Source organism: Bradyrhizobium sp. 18BD (genome assembly GCF_054185225.1).
The window spans coordinates 219,122-235,242 of record NZ_JAVAYL010000005.1 but is presented as its reverse complement, the minus strand read 5'-3'; the positions used below and the strand labels follow the sequence as shown (position 1 = coordinate 235,242).

The window sequence follows — 16,121 nt, the reverse complement described above, 5'->3', positions numbered from 1 at the left end:
CGATCGTGAGCAGGGTACGGGATTAAATTTAGGCAAGTCTGTGAGAAGCGCCGCAAAAGGGCCGCATCAAGGCATGCGACCAAAGTCGGGCGACTAGAGGCAGCCGCCCCTGCCGCGTTCGGGGCAGAGCCGGAACGCGCTCGACAGCGTGAACAGGAAACGCGGGCTTCGGCGCTCATTGTCCGGTGCCCGGTAGCTCAAGGGGACGGCCACGCCGAGATCGGCCTGGAGATCGTCCGGCAGGAAGAAGCGCACGCCGGCTCCGGCCGATGTCAGCGAGAGACCATCGCTCAGCCGGTAACCGTCGTTCCAGACTGCGCCAGCGTCGCCGAAGGCGTAGAGCTGATAGCCGGTCCAGTAGCGGAAGTTCAGCTTCTGGTCGAAACGGACTTCGAGCGAGCCGGCAAGGCCGTTGTCGCCGCTGATCTCGGCTGCGCCATAGCCGCGGCCGAAGGCGGCACCGCCGAGATAGAATTGCTGCGAGGTGAATAGCGGCCGCGATGCCGTCTGGCTGGCCGCGGACAGCTTGAGCGACCAGGCGTCGTTGAGCGTCTGATAGCGGGTGAACCAGAGGTTCAGCACCGAGAAGTTCGAGGCGGCGCCGTCGCGCGACAGCAGATCGTCGTCGAAATGCGAGGCGCCGAAGATGTCGAGGCCCTGGCGGTAGGTGACCGTCGCAAAATTGGTGCCGCCGAAGCGATCCTGAAGCCGGTAGTCGGCGGTCAGGCTCGCGGTCCTGATGTGGTCGTTGTACCAGGGGCCGTATAGATCATGCTCGGACACGTTGCTGAAGGTGCCAGCCATCGTCAACGTCAGCCCCGACGATTGCGACATGAAGGGCACGGTGCTGGCCCGTACTTCGAATGCTTCGGTCGTGGTGATGTCGCTGTCGAGGCGGCGGGCGTCGCCCGGCCGCACCGCGCTGTAGAGGACGGAGGCGCCGAGGCGCACGCCGTCGACGCCGACTGGGGCGTCATAGGACATCCGTGCAAAGCCGAGCTGGCGCGGGTCATTGGCGATGGTCGACAGGTTGACCGCCAGCGTGTCGCCGGGCGCGAGGTAGGAGTTGAACGCGCCGGTCGCGTAGGTCTGCCACGGGCCGACCGAGGACGAGCCCAGATTGTCCAGGCCGAACGACGAGAAGACGTGCCCGGTCTTCAAATAGACGGTGAGACGGAAGCGTCCGGTCGCACCGCCAATCTCCTCCAGCGCGGTATCGATGATCCGGACACCCGGCCTGCCGTTGATGAGGAAGAGCTGACGCTCGAGCGTTTTCAAGCGCGACGGCTGCTCGGCCAAAACCGGTCCGAGCATCGGCCTCACGCCGAACTGTTCGGCGCCGTCGCATTTCAGCTCGGCCTGCACGATGGCGCCTTCGATCACCTGGATCCGGACGCGGCCGTCGGCGATGTCCTGCGGCGGCACGATCGCGCGGCTCAAGTGAAATCCGGCTTCGCGGTAGAGATCGCTGATCGCGCCGGCGATCGCGGCGAGGTCCGCTTGTGAGACCTTCTTGCCGAGATAGGGCTGATACACCGCGGCGATGCGATCGCCGGGGACGGCGTGGGCGCCGCTGACATTGACACCGCGCAGTACGAATTGCGGCCTGGTGTCACCACCGGTGTTGGGCTGGCCGACCGACGGCAGCCGCACCGGCGGACGGCTCAGCGATTCCTGCTCGGTTTGGTTTTCAAAGTGTTTTTCCGGCTGCCGCGGATCGAAGCCGGGCGCGTTCGCCTGCTGCGCGAGCGCCTGCGAAACTCCCGTGAAAAGCGGTGCGATCAGCACCAGTGCGGTAAGGAGCTGCCGCTTCTCGATGCACGCATGGAGCCGCTCTCCGTAGTTTGACGGAGAGGTGTCCCGGAGACGGTAAGGGGTCGTTAGCCGCATGATTTTTCTTAGTTTTTTATGGTCAATGAACTGTTAATGCAGCCGCTCGTCTCACCGGTTCCCGCTAAGTCTCTCTTGACCGATTTCGGATACCCCTCAGCACCGATTGAAACGCGGACTGAGGATCGTGATGCTGCGAAAAGTTGGAATGCGGTGCGCCTTCGCGGCGGCGCTGATCCTTGGTATGGCCTCCGTCGCATCCGCTGCGGATGACGGTGTCTGGTCGGTCAGCAAGTCCTCGGGCGAGGTCTGGCTCGGAGCCGACGGCGCGCAACCTGTGTCACTAGGTCAGGAAGGCACGCTGAGGCCCGGCGACACCATTCGCACCGGACGCAATGGACGCGTGCTCCTCGTCCGCGGCGAGGAAACGATTCTGATCTCGCCGAACTCGGTGGTCGGATTGCCGGCCGAGAAGAAGGAGGGGCTCTCGACCACCATCATCCAGCAGGCGGGTTCGATCCTGCTCGAGGTCGAGAAGCGCAACGTCAAGCATTTCGAGGTCGAGACGCCCTATCTCGCCGCCGTGGTCAAGGGGACGCGGTTCAGCGTGACCGTGGGCGCCGGCAGCACCAAGGTCGGCGTGCTCCGCGGCCAGGTCGAAGTCTCCGACTTCAAGACCGGACAGATCGCCCAGATCATGCCGGGTCAATCGGCCACCGCCTTCGAGCACGGCAAGCCCGGCCTCAGCCTGAGCGGTACCGGGACCTTCAATCCGATCGAGCATGGCAAGCCGCGCGCCTCTACGATCGAGCGCGTCCCCGTGCCGAAATCGGGCCTGTCCGCGCCGCGTAACGCCGCGAACGGTCATGCGATCCATGCGCTTGGTCCGACCGACAAGGGGAGCAAGGCGGCCGGTACATCGAAGCAAGCGCATCAAGCGAGCGGAGCTCACGGACCCAAGGCCGGCGTCGTGCGCATCTCGAGCTCGCTCGGCGAGGTCAAGCTGAACTTCCACAAGGTCACGAACGGGCTCGCCCACGGCGCTGTCGTTCCCGGGCAGGTGCGCAACGCGAACGCCAGCAGCAATACCGAGACGGTCTGGAGCGATACGAAGGCAAGCACGACGACAGCGGCCGCCAACAGCTCCACCGTGACGGCGGTCACCACGAGCAGCAGTGCATCCGCGGCCGGTGCCGCATCGACGTCGTCGAGTACGACGACGACCGTTGCGACCTCCGCTGGGGCAACCAGCGATAGCTCCGGCAGTACCACCACCAGCACCAGCACCAACATCAGCACGAGCGCCGGAGCCGGCACCAACAACAGCGGAAACGGCAACAACGGGAACGGCAACAGCGGCGCCACCGGCAACGGCAAAGGTAACAACGGTAACGGCAACGGGAATGGCGGCGGTAACGGCAGCAACGGCAACGGTAACGCCTACGGTCACAACAAGCATTAGGGCGTTATTCTAAGGGGATGGGGGCGCGCCCGCGGAAGCGGGTGCGCGGGAGGATCGGGTGAAACGCTATCGGCCGCATATTCTTGTCGTGATCGCGCTGGCGGTCGTGCTGTCCACGGGATGGCACGGCGCGCTTCGCAATGCGCTCACCGATCTGCGGTTCGCCTGGCAATCGCGAGCGGCGACCGGCAACGTCGTCGTTGTGGCCATCGATGCGCCCTCGATCGACCAGATCGGGATCTGGCCCTGGCCGCGTCGCCTGCATGCCGACCTGTTGCACAGGCTCGAGGCCGCCGGCGCGCGGGACGTCGCCTTCGATGTCGATTTCAGCACGCCGTCCGATCCTGCTTCCGACGAGGCTTTCCTCAAGGCGCTTCGCGAGGTCGGCGGTTCGACGATCCTGCCGTCCTTCAAGCAGCCGGCGCCGAATAGCGGTACGGTTCACATCAATCGTCCTCTGAAGCCGTTCAGCAACCAGTCGTGGCCGGCCGTCGTCAATGTCGGGGTCGAAGCTGACGGGCTGGTTCGCCGCTATCCGGTCGGTGAGAAGCTCGGCGATGCCCAGATGCCGTCGATGGCTGTCGTGCTGGCCGGACAGGACGCCAACCGGCGGCCTCCGTTCCTGATCGACTTCAGCATTCGAGCAGCCTCGATTCCAAGCGTCTCCTATGCCGACGTCCTGCGCGGCGATACCGCGACGCTCGACAAGCTGAGAGACAAGAAGATCATCGTTGGTGCGACGGCGCTCGAGCTCGGCGACCGCTTCAGCGTTCCAAATGGCCGCATCGTGTCGGGGCCCGTCCTTCAGGCCCTCGCGGCGGAATCAATCCTGCAGAACCGGATGCTGCGCTGGACGTCCGATGTCGGCATGATCCTGGGTCTCGGCCTGATCTGCGTGCTCATGATGTATTCCTGGCGCCGCGTTGCACCGGGTGTCCGCGTCGCGGTCCTGGTCGTCGCTGGGCTGGGTGTCGAGCTGGTCGCTGCGCTCGTTCAGGCGAAATGGCCCCTCGTCATCGACACGTCCCTGTTTCACATTGCCATCGTGGCCTATCTGACGGCGATTGCGCTCGACGAGATCGACTTCCGCAGTCTGCTGGGGCGCATCGCCGAGAGCCGTTTTCATCGTATCGCGATGTCGCTCGGCGACGGTCTCGTCTGCACTGACGAGAAGCATCGGATTACGGTGTGGAATCCGGGCGCCAGCGCGATCTTCGGCTATATGCCGACCGAAATGATCGGGCGTCCGTTCGAAACGCTCTGTGCACTGCCCGCCGACGGCGGCGCGAAGGCGTTTGCCATGCGCGATGCGGCGCGCCAGGCGCTGCTGGTCCCCGGTGGGGCGGTCGTCGTCGAGTTCGAGGGCAGGCGGAAGAACGGTGAAACTTTTCCCGTCGAGGCGAGCTTCTCGGGCTGGCAGGGAACCGACGGCTTCCAGTACGGAGCGATCCTGCGCGATATCTCCGTTCGCAAGCGCGAGGCCGAACGCGTCAGATACCTGGCCGAACACGACGCGTTGACGGGGCTTGCCAACCGCAACATGCTGCATGCGGGCCTGACCGGCCTCATCGCCGCTGCGGAGCGGCGTTCTTCCGACGTCGCCCTGCTCGTGCTTGGGCTCGACGGCTTCCAGCAGATCAACGACATGCTCGGGCATTCGGCCGGCGACCTCGTGCTGCGGGCCGTTGCCGAGCGTCTCCGCAGCGAAGTCCACGGCAAGGCGGTCGTCGCGCGACTCAGCGGCGACGAGTTCGCCATCGCGCTCGACTGCGCGGACGCTGGCGAGCCGATTGCGCAGTTCGCCGAGCGGATCGCGCGCGCGTTCGAAGCGCCGCTCGCAACGGGTTCGCGACAGCACCGCGTCAGAGTGAGCCTCGGCGTCGCAGTCTATCCCGACGGCGGACACAACGCCGACGATCTCCTGAGCAACAGCCATCTCGCGCTCTCCAAGGCGAAGATGACACGGCGCGGCAGCCATGTGATCTTCGAGAGCTCAATCAGGCAGGAGCTGGAGAACCGGCTGACGCTGGAGAGCGAGCTAGCTCTTGCCGCGGATCGCGGCGAGTTCGAGTTGTTCTACCAGCCCCAGGTTCGCCTGGTCGACGGCAGCCTGGTTGGGGCCGAAGCGCTGATCCGCTGGCGGCATCCCGTGCGCGGCTACGTCTCGCCCGGCGAGTTCATGCCGGTGGTCAACACCTCGGCCCTCTCGGAGCGGATCGCGAACTGGGTGATGGAGACTGCCGGTCGGCAGGCGCGCGCCTGGGAATTGTCCAGACACAACGTGCGGGTTGCGATCAACCTGTCGCCGTCGCAGCTCGACTCCGGCGATCTCGCGCATTCGGTCGCGTCCCTGCTCGAAGCGACCGGACTCTCGCCCTCGCTGCTCGAGCTCGAGGTCACCGAAGATATCCTGCTGCATGACGAGGCTCGCGTGCTCGACATGTTCAAGCGGATTCAGCAGCTCGGTGTCCGCATCCTGTTCGACGACTTCGGCACCGGTTACGCCAGCCTGAGCTATCTGAAGAAATTCCCGCTCGATGGGCTCAAGATCGACCGGTCGTTCGTGCTCGATCTGCTTGCCGATTCCGACGACGCGGCGATCGTTGGCTCCACTATCGGCCTCAGCAAGCAGCTCGGGCTCACGGTCGTGGCCGAAGGTATCGAGAACCGCGCCACAGCCGATTTCCTCGTCAGCATGGGGTGCGGGGAAGGGCAGGGATATTTCTTCGGCCGTCCGATGCCGGTGGACGCCTTCGAGAAGCAATTCCTGACGGTCCAACTCGAAGCCGTCGGCGCCGCCTGAGGGGACCGGTTGCGCTGCTAGCGCCGGCGCGCCACCGCGACGCCAAGCAGGAAGGCGACGAACAGACTGGCTAAGGGCGCCTCGCGGGTGATCGCAGCGATTGTCGCGAGTGGCCGGCCGGGTTGTCGGGCTTCGTCGATCGCGGCCGTGAGGCGGTCGACTGCGGCGTGTAGGCCGCCCGCGACCTCGCCAATCGTGTGGGAGACGTCGGTGGCCACATCGATGGCGCGCTCGGCGACACCGGGCTGGGGATTGGGCTGCGGTATTTCCGTGCTCAAGCTCGCGACCTCCGAACCGACGAAGAGATGGAGACCGGCACCTTTGGCTATCCGCGCGAGCGCTAGTTTTGAACAGCGGGTCTGACGACCTTTGGCTATCCGCGACAGGCGCCGTTCTGAACGGCGGGTGCCGGCCTTGGATGGGCAATTCGGCGCACGGGATTTTGTTCCGGTCCGAGGAGAAACGCCTCCGTGAAACGACGGATGCGAATCTCTGTTAGGCTGGCGGCAGCCTTGCTGATCTCGGGAGACGGCCGTGACCGACCGGACCATGACGGATCGAACCCGGCGCATCGCCTTGCTCGGCGCTCCCATCGACATGGGAGCCTCGCAGCGTGGTACCCTGATGGGTCCTGCGGCACTGCGCACCGCCGGCCTTGCGACACTGCTCGAGAGCCTGGATTTTGAGGTCGTCGATTACGGCGATCTTTCCGTGGCCGAGGTCCGGGACCTCGCCGACAAGCCGCCCGAAAAAGCCAATCACTACCGCGAAATCCAGCGCTGGACGCGCGTGCTGAGCCGCAGAGGCTATGAGATCGCGAGCACCGGCGCGCTCCCGATCTTCCTCGGCGGCGATCACACGCTGTCGATGGGCTCGGTCAATGCGATGGCGCGCTATTGGCAGGAGCACGGACGCAAGCTGTTCGTGCTCTGGCTGGATGCGCATGCCGATTACAACACGCCGGAGACGACGATCACGGCGAACATGCACGGCATGTCGGCGGCGTTCCTGTGCGGCGAAGCGGGGCTCGATGGCCTGCTCGGCGATGATCCGCGCGCCTCGATCGATCCGGACAGGCTCGATCTGTTCGGCGCACGCTCGATCGACAAGCTCGAGAAGGAATTGATGCGCGCACGCCGGATCAGGATCGTCGACATGCGCCAGATCGACGAGTTCGGCGTCGCCGTGCTGATCCGTCGCGTCATCGAGCGCGTCAAGGCAAGCGATGGCGTGCTGCATGTCAGCTTCGACGTCGACTTTCTCGATCCTTGTGTGGCGCCGGGCGTTGGCACGACGGTGCCGGGCGGGGCGACCTATCGCGAGGCGCACCTGATCATGGAGCTGCTGCACGATTCCGGCGTGGTGGGCTCGGTCGACATCGTCGAGCTCAATCCGTTCCTGGACGAGCGCGGGCGCACTGCGCGGACCGCGGTCGAGCTGATCGGGAGCCTGTTCGGCCAGCAGATCACCGACCGTCCGACGCCAAGCAATGCGATCGCTCCCGGCGAGTGAATCGGGCCGGCGGCGTTGTGCGCTGCAATGAAAGAAGCTGCTCTTGCAGCCAGCGAATTTAGATCAGCCCTGATCGAAATCGCCTGCTTTTGAAACAGCAGCGAATTGCAAATGCTGCGGCCGGACTGTTTCATGCGGGCTCAGCGCCAGCCGAGGGCCCGTCATGAGCAGCACGATCCATTCCGACGATGATCCCGCAACGGCCACACGCCGCCGTTTCCTGATGGCCGGCACGGCAGCGCTTGGAGGTGCCGTGCTCGGTGCGGGCACAGCGGCGGCCGCGGAGCCCGACAACCTTCCGCCCAACGTTCCCGAATGGATGAAGGCGCCGGGCGATCCAACGGGAGGCCAGCTCTATGGAACGCCATCACCGTTCGAGAAGGGCGTCGTCAGAAACATCTCGAAGACCCTCAAGCAATATGTCTCTGCCTCCAGCCGATCGCCATTGCAGGATCTCGATGGCATCATCACGCCGAACGGGTTGTTTTACGAGCGGCATCATGGCGGCGTTCCGACGATCGACCCGGCGCAGCACCGGCTGATGCTGCATGGCTTGGTCGAGCGCCCGCTGATCTTCACGATGGACGACCTGCGGCGTTTTCCGTCGGAGTCGCGCATCCATTTTCTCGAGTGCTCCGGAAATCCCGGTTACAGCAAGCCCTATGGCAAGACGGCATCGGACCTCGTGGGTCTGGTGAGCTGCGCGGAATGGACCGGCGTCAGCCTGAAGCTGGTGCTCCAGGAGGCCGGGTTGAAGCCCGACGCCAAATGGGTGGTCGCCGAAGGCGCCGACGCTGCTGCGCTGACGCGGAGCATTCCGACCGAGAAGTGCCTCGAGGATGCCATGCTGGTTTACAGCCAGAACGGCGAGCGGCTGCGTCCCCAGCAAGGCTATCCATTGCGGCTGTTCCTGCCGGGCTTCGAAGGCAATATGAGCGTGAAATGGTTGCGCCGACTGCATGTAACCGCGGAGCCGGTTTATTCACGCGAGGAGACTTCCAAATACACGGACCTGCTGCCGGACGGCACGGCTCGCGAGTTTTCCTTCTACATGGAGGCAAAATCGATCATCACGCGTCCATCCGGTGGTCAGCGCCTGAACGCACCCGGCTTCCACGAGATCACCGGCATCGCCTGGAGCGGTCATGGCAGGATCGCGCGCGTGGAGGTGTCGGTCAATGACGGCAAGAGCTGGCAGGAAGCGCGACTGCAAGAGCCGGTGCTGACGCGTGCCCTGACACGCTTCCGCTTACCCTGGCAATGGGACGGCAAGCCCGCCGTGATCCAGAGTCGTGCCATCGACGAGACTGGGTACGTGCAGCCGACGTTAGCCGAGTTGCTCGCGGTACGCGGCGAAAACTATTTCTACCACAACAACGCGATCTGGCCCTGGCGCATCGCGGCTGACGGCGAGGTGACCAATGCGCTGGCGTGAGATTTGCGGTATCGCCTTTGGGCTCCTGCTCGGCGGCGCCTCGACAGGCGGGGCGCAGGCGCAGGGCGCTTACGGCATCGGGAGGGTGGCGACGGCCGCCGAGATCGCGGGCTGGAATATCGACGTTGGGCGCGACGGCAGCAATCTGCCGAAGGGAAGCGGTTCGGTCGGCCACGGACGCGAAGTGTTCGCCCAGCAATGTGCTTCGTGCCACGGCGACAAGGGCGAGGGTGGATTGGGGGACCGACTCGTCGGAGGTCAAGGCACGATCGGAACGCCGAAACCGATCCGGACCGTCGGCAGCTACTGGCCTTATGCGCCAACGTTGTTCGACTATATCCGTCGCGCGATGCCGCAGAATGCACCACAGTCGCTCAGCGACGAGGATGTCTACGCCGTGTCCGCCTTTATCCTCAATCTGAATGGGCTGGTGGGCCTCGATGCGACGCTCGATGCGAAATCGCTTGCGGCCGTAAAAATGCCAAATCGCGACAAGTTCGTCGGCGATGCACGTCCGGACGTGAAAAAGTGAACGCATCGCGCTGGCCAAGTTCCGTGCAATGGCTCGGAACTTGCTTAAGGCAAGACCGGAACTCGCAGGACCCAATTGAATTAACCTGTGAGAGGAAAAGACACGGACTCTTCGATGGCAACGGATCGCTTAGCAAACTCCATTTCTTCAGCACTTCGCCATCCTGGCGTGATTGCGCTGATTGTGGCCGGCTTGACGATCGCCGCGATGTTGATCGTCGACCACGGCCCGTGGAATCGCGCCAAAACCCAGCCAGCGCATGTCGCGATGTACGCGACCACGGGCGAGGCTGCGCATGCCGCTGGTGCCAGAGTGCTTCCGACCGAACCGAAATCGCCGGTCGAGCCGGAGCGGCCGGGGCCGAAGACGTCCCCGACCGTCAATCCCGTGACGCCGTAATCCGCCTCAGCCCTTGCGCCCGTAGTTGAGGAGCCCGCCGCTCGTCTTCGGCGGATGCGCGCGCAATGCCTCCTCGTTCGGCTCGGTGCCCCAGCCCGGACGGTCCGGAATGACCAGATGGCCGTTCTGGATATCGGGCTCGTGCGTGAAGAGCTCGCGGTCCCACGCCAGGCGATCGATGTCGATCTCCATGATGCGCAGGTTCGGCACCGCGGCGCAGAAATGCGCGTTCATCATAGAGCACAGATGGCCGTAGAAATTATGCGGTGCGACGTTGACTTCGAAGGCTTCCGCGGCGGCGGCTATCTTCATCGATTGCCAGACGCCGTTCCAGGGCGTGTCGATGATCGCGACGTCCATCGCCTGCAAGTGGAAATAGGGCAGGAATTCACGCAGACCCAATAGTGTTTCGCAGGACGAGATCGGATGCGGGCTTTGCCTGCGGATATAGCCGAGCGCTTCCGGGTTGAAGCTGTCGATCTCGATCCAGAACATGTCGAAGTCGGCGATAGTGCGGAGAATTTTCAGATAGCCTTCGGTTTTGGCGTTGAAATTGCAGTCGAGCAGGATGTCGACATCGGGGCCGGCGCCGTCGCGGATCGCCTCCAGATGCATGCGCAGATCGCGCAGGATTTTGCGGTCGACATTGATCTCCGGCGAGAAGGGCGAGCCGAAGCCGGGCCGCCAGCCCGTCGGCTTGCCGTCGTCGTAGGAAAGGATGTTGGTCTTGAGCGCGGTGAATTTCTTCTCGCGCACCTCGCGCCCCATCGCCTTGACGCCGTCGAGGTTTTCGATCGGCGGCTTGTACCAGGACGGATGGTTGATCCGCCACGTCGCACAATGCGACCAGTAGACCCGGACGCTGTCGCGGATCTTGCCGCCAAGCAGTTCATAGCAGGGGACGCCAAGGCACTTGGCCTTGGCGTCGAGCAGCGCATTCTCGATTGCGCCGAGCGCCTGCGGGGCGGGTGGCGGCGAACAGCTCGGCATAGATCCGTTCGTGCTGAAACACATTCTGCCCGATGACGCGGGTGGACAGGCGCTGGATCGCAGCGCCGACGCCGGGCGAGCCAAAGCCCTCGTCGAACTCGCTCCAGCCGACAGCGCCGTCTTCGGTCGTCAGCTTGACGAAATGATAGTTTCGCCAGCCGGCATCGCAGGCAAGGATTTCGAGGCTTGTTGCTTTTGAGGATTTGGTCATGACGCTCCCTGTGGCCCAGCCGGGCCTTGTTGTTCTTGTTGCCCGGACACAAGCCTGGCCCCAGCTGCAATTGTTAGGCTAGCGGTTGATCGCCGTGAAGCCCGCCGAGGCGCGACCGAAAGTGCCAGCCGGCCGCTTTGCGGGAAAAGCCTGTGGAATCCGGCGGGGATAGACATGATCTTGCCCGGGATCGTCCCGAAATTGCGCCAAGCCCAGACTTATTTGGCCACAATCGGACCCCATCCAGAGGGCATGCAGTTTCTAGCCATGATTTCCGTTCTGGCGCTTCTCACCATGAGTGGGGCCGCCGTTTCCGATCGGTTTCTGACCGCCGACCAGCACGTCGCGCAAGGGGTGGAGTAGCGCTACGGGCAAGGGTGCTTTTGTCTTTGGGGGAGACAACGATGCTTTCGGTAGACCAGTTCCTGCGGTTCATCAGCGTGCCGGCCGTGTTCGCGGCCTTCATTATCGCATCGCAAATCTCGGCGGCGTTGTCGCCGCTCTAGCTCAGCCGACCAGCGACGAGCCGAGCAAAGCGAGAACGGCCAGCGCCATGATGGCCGTGCCGAGCCAGCCCAGCACGACCAGCCATGAGCGGGCCTTGAAGCGGCCCATGATGGCGGTGCTCGCGACGATCAGCATCATCATCGCCATGATCGGAACGGCGACGATGCCATTGAGCACGGCGCTCCACACCAGCATGTGAATCGGGCCGATCCCGGTAAAGCCGAGGCCGAAGCCGATGATGGTTGCGGCCGCGATGATCGTATAGAAGCCGACCGCCTTCTCGGGCTTCGCCTCCAGCGTGGCGCGCCAGCCAAAGATCTCCGCAACGCCGTAAGCCGCCGAGCCCGCCAGCACGGGGATCGCCAGCAGTCCCGTGCCGATGATGCCGAGCGCGAACAGCGCGAAGGTGAAATCGCCGGCGAGCGGCCGCAGCGCTTCGGCGGCTTGCGTTGCCGAATTGATGTTGGTGACGCCATTGGCGTTCAGCACCGAGGCCGTAGTCAGGATGATGAAGAAGGCGATGGTATTCGACAGCAGCATGCCGACGATGGTGTCGGCCCTGATGCGTGCGATCTCGGGATCGCCGCCGCTCGGAAGGTCGCGCAGCGGCTTGTCGCGCTTGCCCTGGTTCATCTCCTCGACCTCCTGCGAGGCCTGCCAGAAGAACAGGTAGGGGCTGATGGTGGTGCCGAGCACGGCGACGACCATCAGGAAATAGTCGCCGCTGACATTCGCCTTCGGCCACACCGCGGCGAGCAGCGCCGTGCTCCATGGGATCTTCACGGTGAAGGCGGTGGCGACATAGGCGAACAGCGACAGCGTCAGGAATTTCAGCACCGGCGAATAGCGGCGATAGGGCACGAACACCTGGAGCAGGGTCGAGCCCGCCGCGAAGATCAGCGCGTGCTCGTGATTGAGCCCGCCGATCACCAGCGAGAGCGCCTCGGCCATCGCCGCGATGTCGGCGGCGATGTTGAACGTGTTGGCCATGACCAGCAGCGCAACGAGCCCCAGCACGATCCAGCGCGGCGCGAGCTGCAGCACGTTCGCCGCCAGCCCCTTGCCGGTGACCCGGCCGATCCGCGCGCTGACGAGCTGGATCGCGATCATGAACGGCAGCGTGAGAAACACCGTCCAGAGCAGGCCGTAGCCGAATTGCGCGCCGGCCTGCGAATAGGTGGCGATGCCCGACGGATCGTCGTCGGCCGCACCCGTGATGAGGCCGGGGCCGAGTCGTTGCAGCAGCGTCGGCGCGGATTTCGTGGGCTTGGGGTGGGGACGCATGGATGGGAGGACTCGATCGGGGCGGCGTTCTCATAGCAAATGCCGGGCAGGGAACATAGGTTCCTCGTCGGTCCGGGAATAATCGGCAATGGCCGTCATTTCCGATTATACGAAGCGAATTTGACCCGTCGGGCAAAACAGTGGTAGAGTTTCATCATCGCCCGCGTCGACATCTGTCGCGCTTCTTGCTCAAAGCTTGTTTTCAACTCGCACGCTCGCGCCGGCTTGCCTGCAGCACGTTGAGGTTGTAGGGAGCGGCATGAGCCATAATCCGCCTCCCACGAAGGTCGAGCCGCTGAACGCCGAGCAGGCCGCTCATCTCGACCGTGACGGTTACCTGCTGCTGCGCGGAGCGGTGCCTGAGGCGTGGCGCGATGCGCTGTGCCAGGCCTTCGATGCGGGCGTGGGGAGCGGCAATCAATGGGCCGCGCCCCGCGGCGCCGGCTGGCGCCATGCCCTCGTCGATCTCGATGCCATTGTGCAGCGAACCTGCCGGCTGCCGCCCTTGCTGGCGGCGGGCGCGCAGATGCTGGGCGGTCCGTTCTTTCTTGCCCAGGTCGAGGGCCGCGAACCGCTGAAGGACGGCGGCCACCAGCCGCTGCACCGCGATGGCGCCGGCGCGAAGGCCGTCGCCGCGCTGGTGTTCCTCGATGCCTATGGGCCGGACAATGGCGCGACGCGCGTGATCCCGCGTCATCGCGATCCCGGAGATCTCGAGCAAGGCGAGCGGGAGAGCCTGTCCCTGATCATTGCGGGCGAGGCGGGCGACATTCTGGTGTTCGACGCCGACCTGCCGCACGGGGCGACCTGCAACCTGTCAGGCGCGCGGCGGCGCTCGCTGCTGCTGAGCTTCATGCAGGAAGGCAATCGCGCGGCCTTCGAGGCGTGCCGCACCATCCGCAACGTGCGCATGGACACCAGCGAGGTGTTCGTTCCCTGAGCGCGCTGTTGCGTCCGCTCAGGACGACGGCGACAGATGCAGATAGCGCCCGTCGAACTGCGCAAGCTCCTGGAGCTTGTGCTCGTTGAGAATTGTCACCGTGCCGCGCTGCAGCTCCAGCACGCCGTCGATGCGGAGATCGCGCAGGATGCGGTTGGTGTGAACGCTGGTGACGCCCATGGCCTCGCCGAGCTGCTCCTGCGTCAGTGGGATGGCGAAGGTGTTGTCGATGACGCGGCCGACGATGCGAAGCCGCTCGCGCAGCTCGACGATGAGATGCGCCAGCCGGCTGTCGGTCGAGCGCTGGCCGACATTGACGATCCACTCGCGGGAAATGGCGGCATCCACCAGCGTGTCGCGCCAGAACATGTCGGCCACGCCCGGCCGCTCCCGGATCAGGTCCTTCAGCGCCCTGTGGCCGATGAAGGCGAGCATGCAATCGGACAGCGCGACGAGGTCGTGATCCACGGTCTCGTAATGCAGGTTCTGCAAATTGGGCAGGTCGCCGGGAATATGGATCGACAGGATCTGCCGCCGTCCGTCCGCGATCGTCTTGGAGCGGACGCAGAAGCCGTCGGCGATCAGGCAGCACTCGTTCGGCTGCTCGCCGTCGTGCAGGACGGTCTGGTTTTCGCGGTAATGGCGCAGGGTGAAGGGCAGCGCGGCCAGAGCCTGCAGATCCGCTTCGGCAGCGCCCGTCGTCGTTTTCAGGCGCTCGAACAGCGGCGGCCAAATCCTGTCGCTTGTCACTTCACTTGATCCCCCACGCGCCGGGGCGCGTCGGGAGTCAAAAAGCACAAAGGCGGCCTTGCTGTTGACAACAAAGGTTAAATTGAGCCGTCGCCGCTTCGCAACATTGTGGACGATCCGTTTCCAAAAGCGGCGAATACAACAAATGTTAAGTCGCGGGGGGCCGGGCCGCGCGCGCCGTCACTTAACATTTGTCACGAAGGCGTTCCGAAATAGGAACCAACCGGCGGTTGTCCCGTTGCGCTGCCAATTCGCTGCCAATTCACGGGCTGTCACCAACGCAGGTCCGTGAGGATGTCGCGCCTCAGTCAGGCTTTTCGAAAGGCCGAAGACCGGGGACCCGCGACCATCCGCCGTTCGGGCATGAACGTTGGGCATGGAAGGGGGGCTCATGGCCGCCGACCTGATTTTCAGAGTCGCCATCATCACGCTGTTCGTGTTCTCGGCGGTGCTCGCCTCGATGCTCTGGCTGAGCGTGTGACGTAGAAGGCGCTTGTGACGGGTGTAAGTCCGTGCGAGCCGGCTGTTTAGGAACGGCAGGTTCACGTTCGCGTTTTCCCGGGGAGAACGAGGACGAGCCGCATGGACCAATTGACGAAGCGCGAGCAGCCGGACCGCAGCAAGATCAACATGCACGAGGCGTTCGAGGTCAAGTACTGGGCCCACGCGCTCGGCGTCTCCAGGGAGGAGCTGCAGAAGGCCGTCGACAAGGTCGGCAATTCCGCCGCCACCGTCCGCAAGGAGCTGGGTCTGGGCTGACTAGGCCAGGATCTAGCAAGACGCGTCCAGGCCGATCATCCTCACCATTTTTTCGACCGGCTCCGGCCGGAACGAAAATCAGTGGTGCGGCATATTTAATGCGCGAACTCGAACCCAACGGTTAGGACCCGTAACCAGACGAGGTATTGCCATGCAGCGTCGCCGACGTTTCAAGCAAATCGATTCCCTTGAACAGCGCCTTGCCGAACACGCAAAACGCCTCCGTGAACAGGCCGCATCGCTTCCACCCGGTGCCGAACGCGAACAGATGCTTCGCAGAGCCCGCCAGACCGAGGCCGGCTCGCAGCTGAGCGAATGGCTCACATCCCCCGGTCTAACACCGCCCGAATAGCAGGAACGGACGCCGTGCGGTCCGACATGGCGATCGAGGCCAACCGAGAGCCCGTTTTGCGCCGCGCTGGTCTATCGCACGGACGGCCGCAGTGGCGCGCGGGTGGCCCGCTACTTGACGCTGACGAACATGCCCCAGGCGCCCGCCAGCGCCGCGCCGGTGAAGAGCAGCACCGGGCTGTCGCAGAACACGCTGCCATAGCTGCACACGTCCGAGCCGAACTGGCCGAGCTCGTGACGGCCGGCGGAGTAGAACAGTCCTGACAGTCCCAGCAATGCACCAGCGACGTAGTACATCGTCTCTCTCCGAAGCGTTTCGACCCTGCGCCCTTGGGCGACATGTCTCAGCTTGGCGC

The 16,121-nt window shown here is 64.3% G+C and carries 13 protein-coding genes and 1 pseudogene; 8 read left to right on the top strand and 6 right to left on the bottom strand.

Translation table 11 applies throughout. The features are described 5' to 3' along the window. Positions 1-93: 93 nt before the first annotated feature. Positions 94-1,890 (bottom strand): ShlB/FhaC/HecB family hemolysin secretion/activation protein, encoded by a 1,797-nt coding sequence (locus tag RAD16_RS11675; protein WP_458158017.1) that lies wholly within the window; start codon positions 1,888-1,890, stop codon positions 94-96. Positions 1,891-2,020: 130 nt separating this feature from the next. On the opposite strand from RAD16_RS11675, the gene RAD16_RS11670 reads away from it, so the two are divergent. Together RAD16_RS11670 and RAD16_RS11665 are read left to right on the top strand one after the other, a co-directional pair. Next, on the top strand, positions 2,021-3,292 hold the full coding sequence (locus RAD16_RS11670; RefSeq protein WP_458158016.1) for a FecR family protein: 1,272 nt from the start codon (positions 2,021-2,023) through the stop codon (positions 3,290-3,292). A 58-nt stretch (positions 3,293-3,350) separates the two neighbouring features. Beyond that, positions 3,351-6,095 (top strand): EAL domain-containing protein, encoded by a 2,745-nt coding sequence (locus RAD16_RS11665; RefSeq protein WP_458158015.1) that lies wholly within the window; start codon positions 3,351-3,353, stop codon positions 6,093-6,095. Positions 6,096-6,112: 17 nt separating this feature from the next. On the opposite strand, the gene RAD16_RS11660 is transcribed toward RAD16_RS11665, so the two are convergent. Beyond that, positions 6,113-6,373, bottom strand: a complete 261-nt coding sequence (locus RAD16_RS11660) for a hypothetical protein (RefSeq protein WP_458158014.1) — start codon at positions 6,371-6,373, stop codon at positions 6,113-6,115. A gap of 256 nt (positions 6,374-6,629) precedes the next feature. Between RAD16_RS11660 and rocF the strand changes: the two genes are divergently transcribed. The 4 genes from rocF to RAD16_RS11640 all read left to right on the top strand — a co-directional run bounded on the left by rocF (position 6,630) and on the right by RAD16_RS11640 (position 9,973). Further along, positions 6,630-7,607: an arginase gene (gene rocF / locus RAD16_RS11655; RefSeq protein WP_458158013.1), complete on the top strand. Its 978-nt coding sequence runs from the start codon at positions 6,630-6,632 to the stop codon at positions 7,605-7,607. A gap of 163 nt (positions 7,608-7,770) precedes the next feature. Next, a complete protein-coding gene (soxC, locus tag RAD16_RS11650; RefSeq protein WP_458158012.1) occupies positions 7,771-9,042 on the top strand; it encodes a sulfite dehydrogenase in 1,272 nt (423 codons plus the stop codon). Continuing rightward, positions 9,029-9,574 carry a c-type cytochrome gene (locus RAD16_RS11645; RefSeq protein ID WP_458158011.1) on the top strand — a complete coding sequence of 182 codons (546 nt, stop codon included), beginning with the start codon at positions 9,029-9,031 and terminating at the stop codon, positions 9,572-9,574. The genes soxC and RAD16_RS11645 overlap by 14 nt, the downstream gene beginning before the upstream one ends. 114 nt (positions 9,575-9,688) lie before the next feature. Beyond that, positions 9,689-9,973, top strand: coding sequence for a hypothetical protein (locus tag RAD16_RS11640; protein ID WP_458158010.1), 285 nt, complete (start codon positions 9,689-9,691; stop codon positions 9,971-9,973). Positions 9,974-9,979: 6 nt separating this feature from the next. On the opposite strand, the pseudogene RAD16_RS11635 reads toward RAD16_RS11640, so the two are convergent. Both RAD16_RS11635 and RAD16_RS11630 read right to left on the bottom strand, forming a co-directional pair. Further along, positions 9,980-11,174, bottom strand: a pseudogene (locus RAD16_RS11635) (mandelate racemase/muconate lactonizing enzyme family protein). A gap of 507 nt (positions 11,175-11,681) precedes the next feature. Next, a complete protein-coding gene (locus RAD16_RS11630) occupies positions 11,682-12,965 on the bottom strand; it encodes an NRAMP family divalent metal transporter (RefSeq protein WP_458158009.1) in 1,284 nt (427 codons plus the stop codon). Positions 12,966-13,224: 259 nt separating this feature from the next. Here RAD16_RS11630 and RAD16_RS11625 point away from each other — a divergent pair, with 259 nt between their 5' ends. Next, positions 13,225-13,905: a phytanoyl-CoA dioxygenase family protein gene (locus RAD16_RS11625; protein ID WP_458158008.1), complete on the top strand. Its 681-nt coding sequence runs from the start codon at positions 13,225-13,227 to the stop codon at positions 13,903-13,905. Positions 13,906-13,923: 18 nt separating this feature from the next. On the opposite strand, the gene RAD16_RS11620 is transcribed toward RAD16_RS11625, so the two are convergent. Further along, the gene (locus RAD16_RS11620; protein WP_458158007.1) at positions 13,924-14,655 is read right to left on the bottom strand and encodes a Crp/Fnr family transcriptional regulator; all 732 of its coding nucleotides are present in this window, start codon (positions 14,653-14,655) and stop codon (positions 13,924-13,926) included. 582 nt (positions 14,656-15,237) lie between these two features. On the opposite strand from RAD16_RS11620, the gene RAD16_RS11615 reads away from it, so the two are divergent. Next, positions 15,238-15,414, top strand: a complete 177-nt coding sequence (locus tag RAD16_RS11615) for a DUF3606 domain-containing protein (RefSeq protein WP_458158006.1) — start codon at positions 15,238-15,240, stop codon at positions 15,412-15,414. Positions 15,415-15,876: 462 nt separating this feature from the next. On the opposite strand, the gene RAD16_RS11610 is transcribed toward RAD16_RS11615, so the two are convergent. Beyond that, positions 15,877-16,062 carry a hypothetical protein gene (locus RAD16_RS11610; RefSeq protein WP_458158005.1) on the bottom strand — a complete coding sequence of 62 codons (186 nt, stop codon included), beginning with the start codon at positions 16,060-16,062 and terminating at the stop codon, positions 15,877-15,879. Between the last annotated feature and the right edge of the window lie 59 nt (positions 16,063-16,121).

Coding starts and splice junctions, on each gene's coding strand:
- RAD16_RS11675 (WP_458158017.1), bottom strand. CDS start 1,890: ATGCGGCTAACGACCCCTTACCGTCTCCGGGACACCTCTCCGTCAAAC.
- RAD16_RS11670 (WP_458158016.1), top strand. CDS start 2,021: ATGCTGCGAAAAGTTGGAATGCGGTGCGCCTTCGCGGCGGCGCTGATC.
- soxC (WP_458158012.1), top strand. CDS start 7,771: ATGAGCAGCACGATCCATTCCGACGATGATCCCGCAACGGCCACACGC.
- RAD16_RS11645 (WP_458158011.1), top strand. CDS start 9,029: ATGCGCTGGCGTGAGATTTGCGGTATCGCCTTTGGGCTCCTGCTCGGC.
- RAD16_RS11640 (WP_458158010.1), top strand. CDS start 9,689: ATGGCAACGGATCGCTTAGCAAACTCCATTTCTTCAGCACTTCGCCAT.
- RAD16_RS11630 (WP_458158009.1), bottom strand. CDS start 12,965: ATGCGTCCCCACCCCAAGCCCACGAAATCCGCGCCGACGCTGCTGCAA.
- RAD16_RS11625 (WP_458158008.1), top strand. CDS start 13,225: ATGAGCCATAATCCGCCTCCCACGAAGGTCGAGCCGCTGAACGCCGAG.
- RAD16_RS11615 (WP_458158006.1), top strand. CDS start 15,238: ATGGACCAATTGACGAAGCGCGAGCAGCCGGACCGCAGCAAGATCAAC.
- RAD16_RS11610 (WP_458158005.1), bottom strand. CDS start 16,062: ATGTACTACGTCGCTGGTGCATTGCTGGGACTGTCAGGACTGTTCTAC.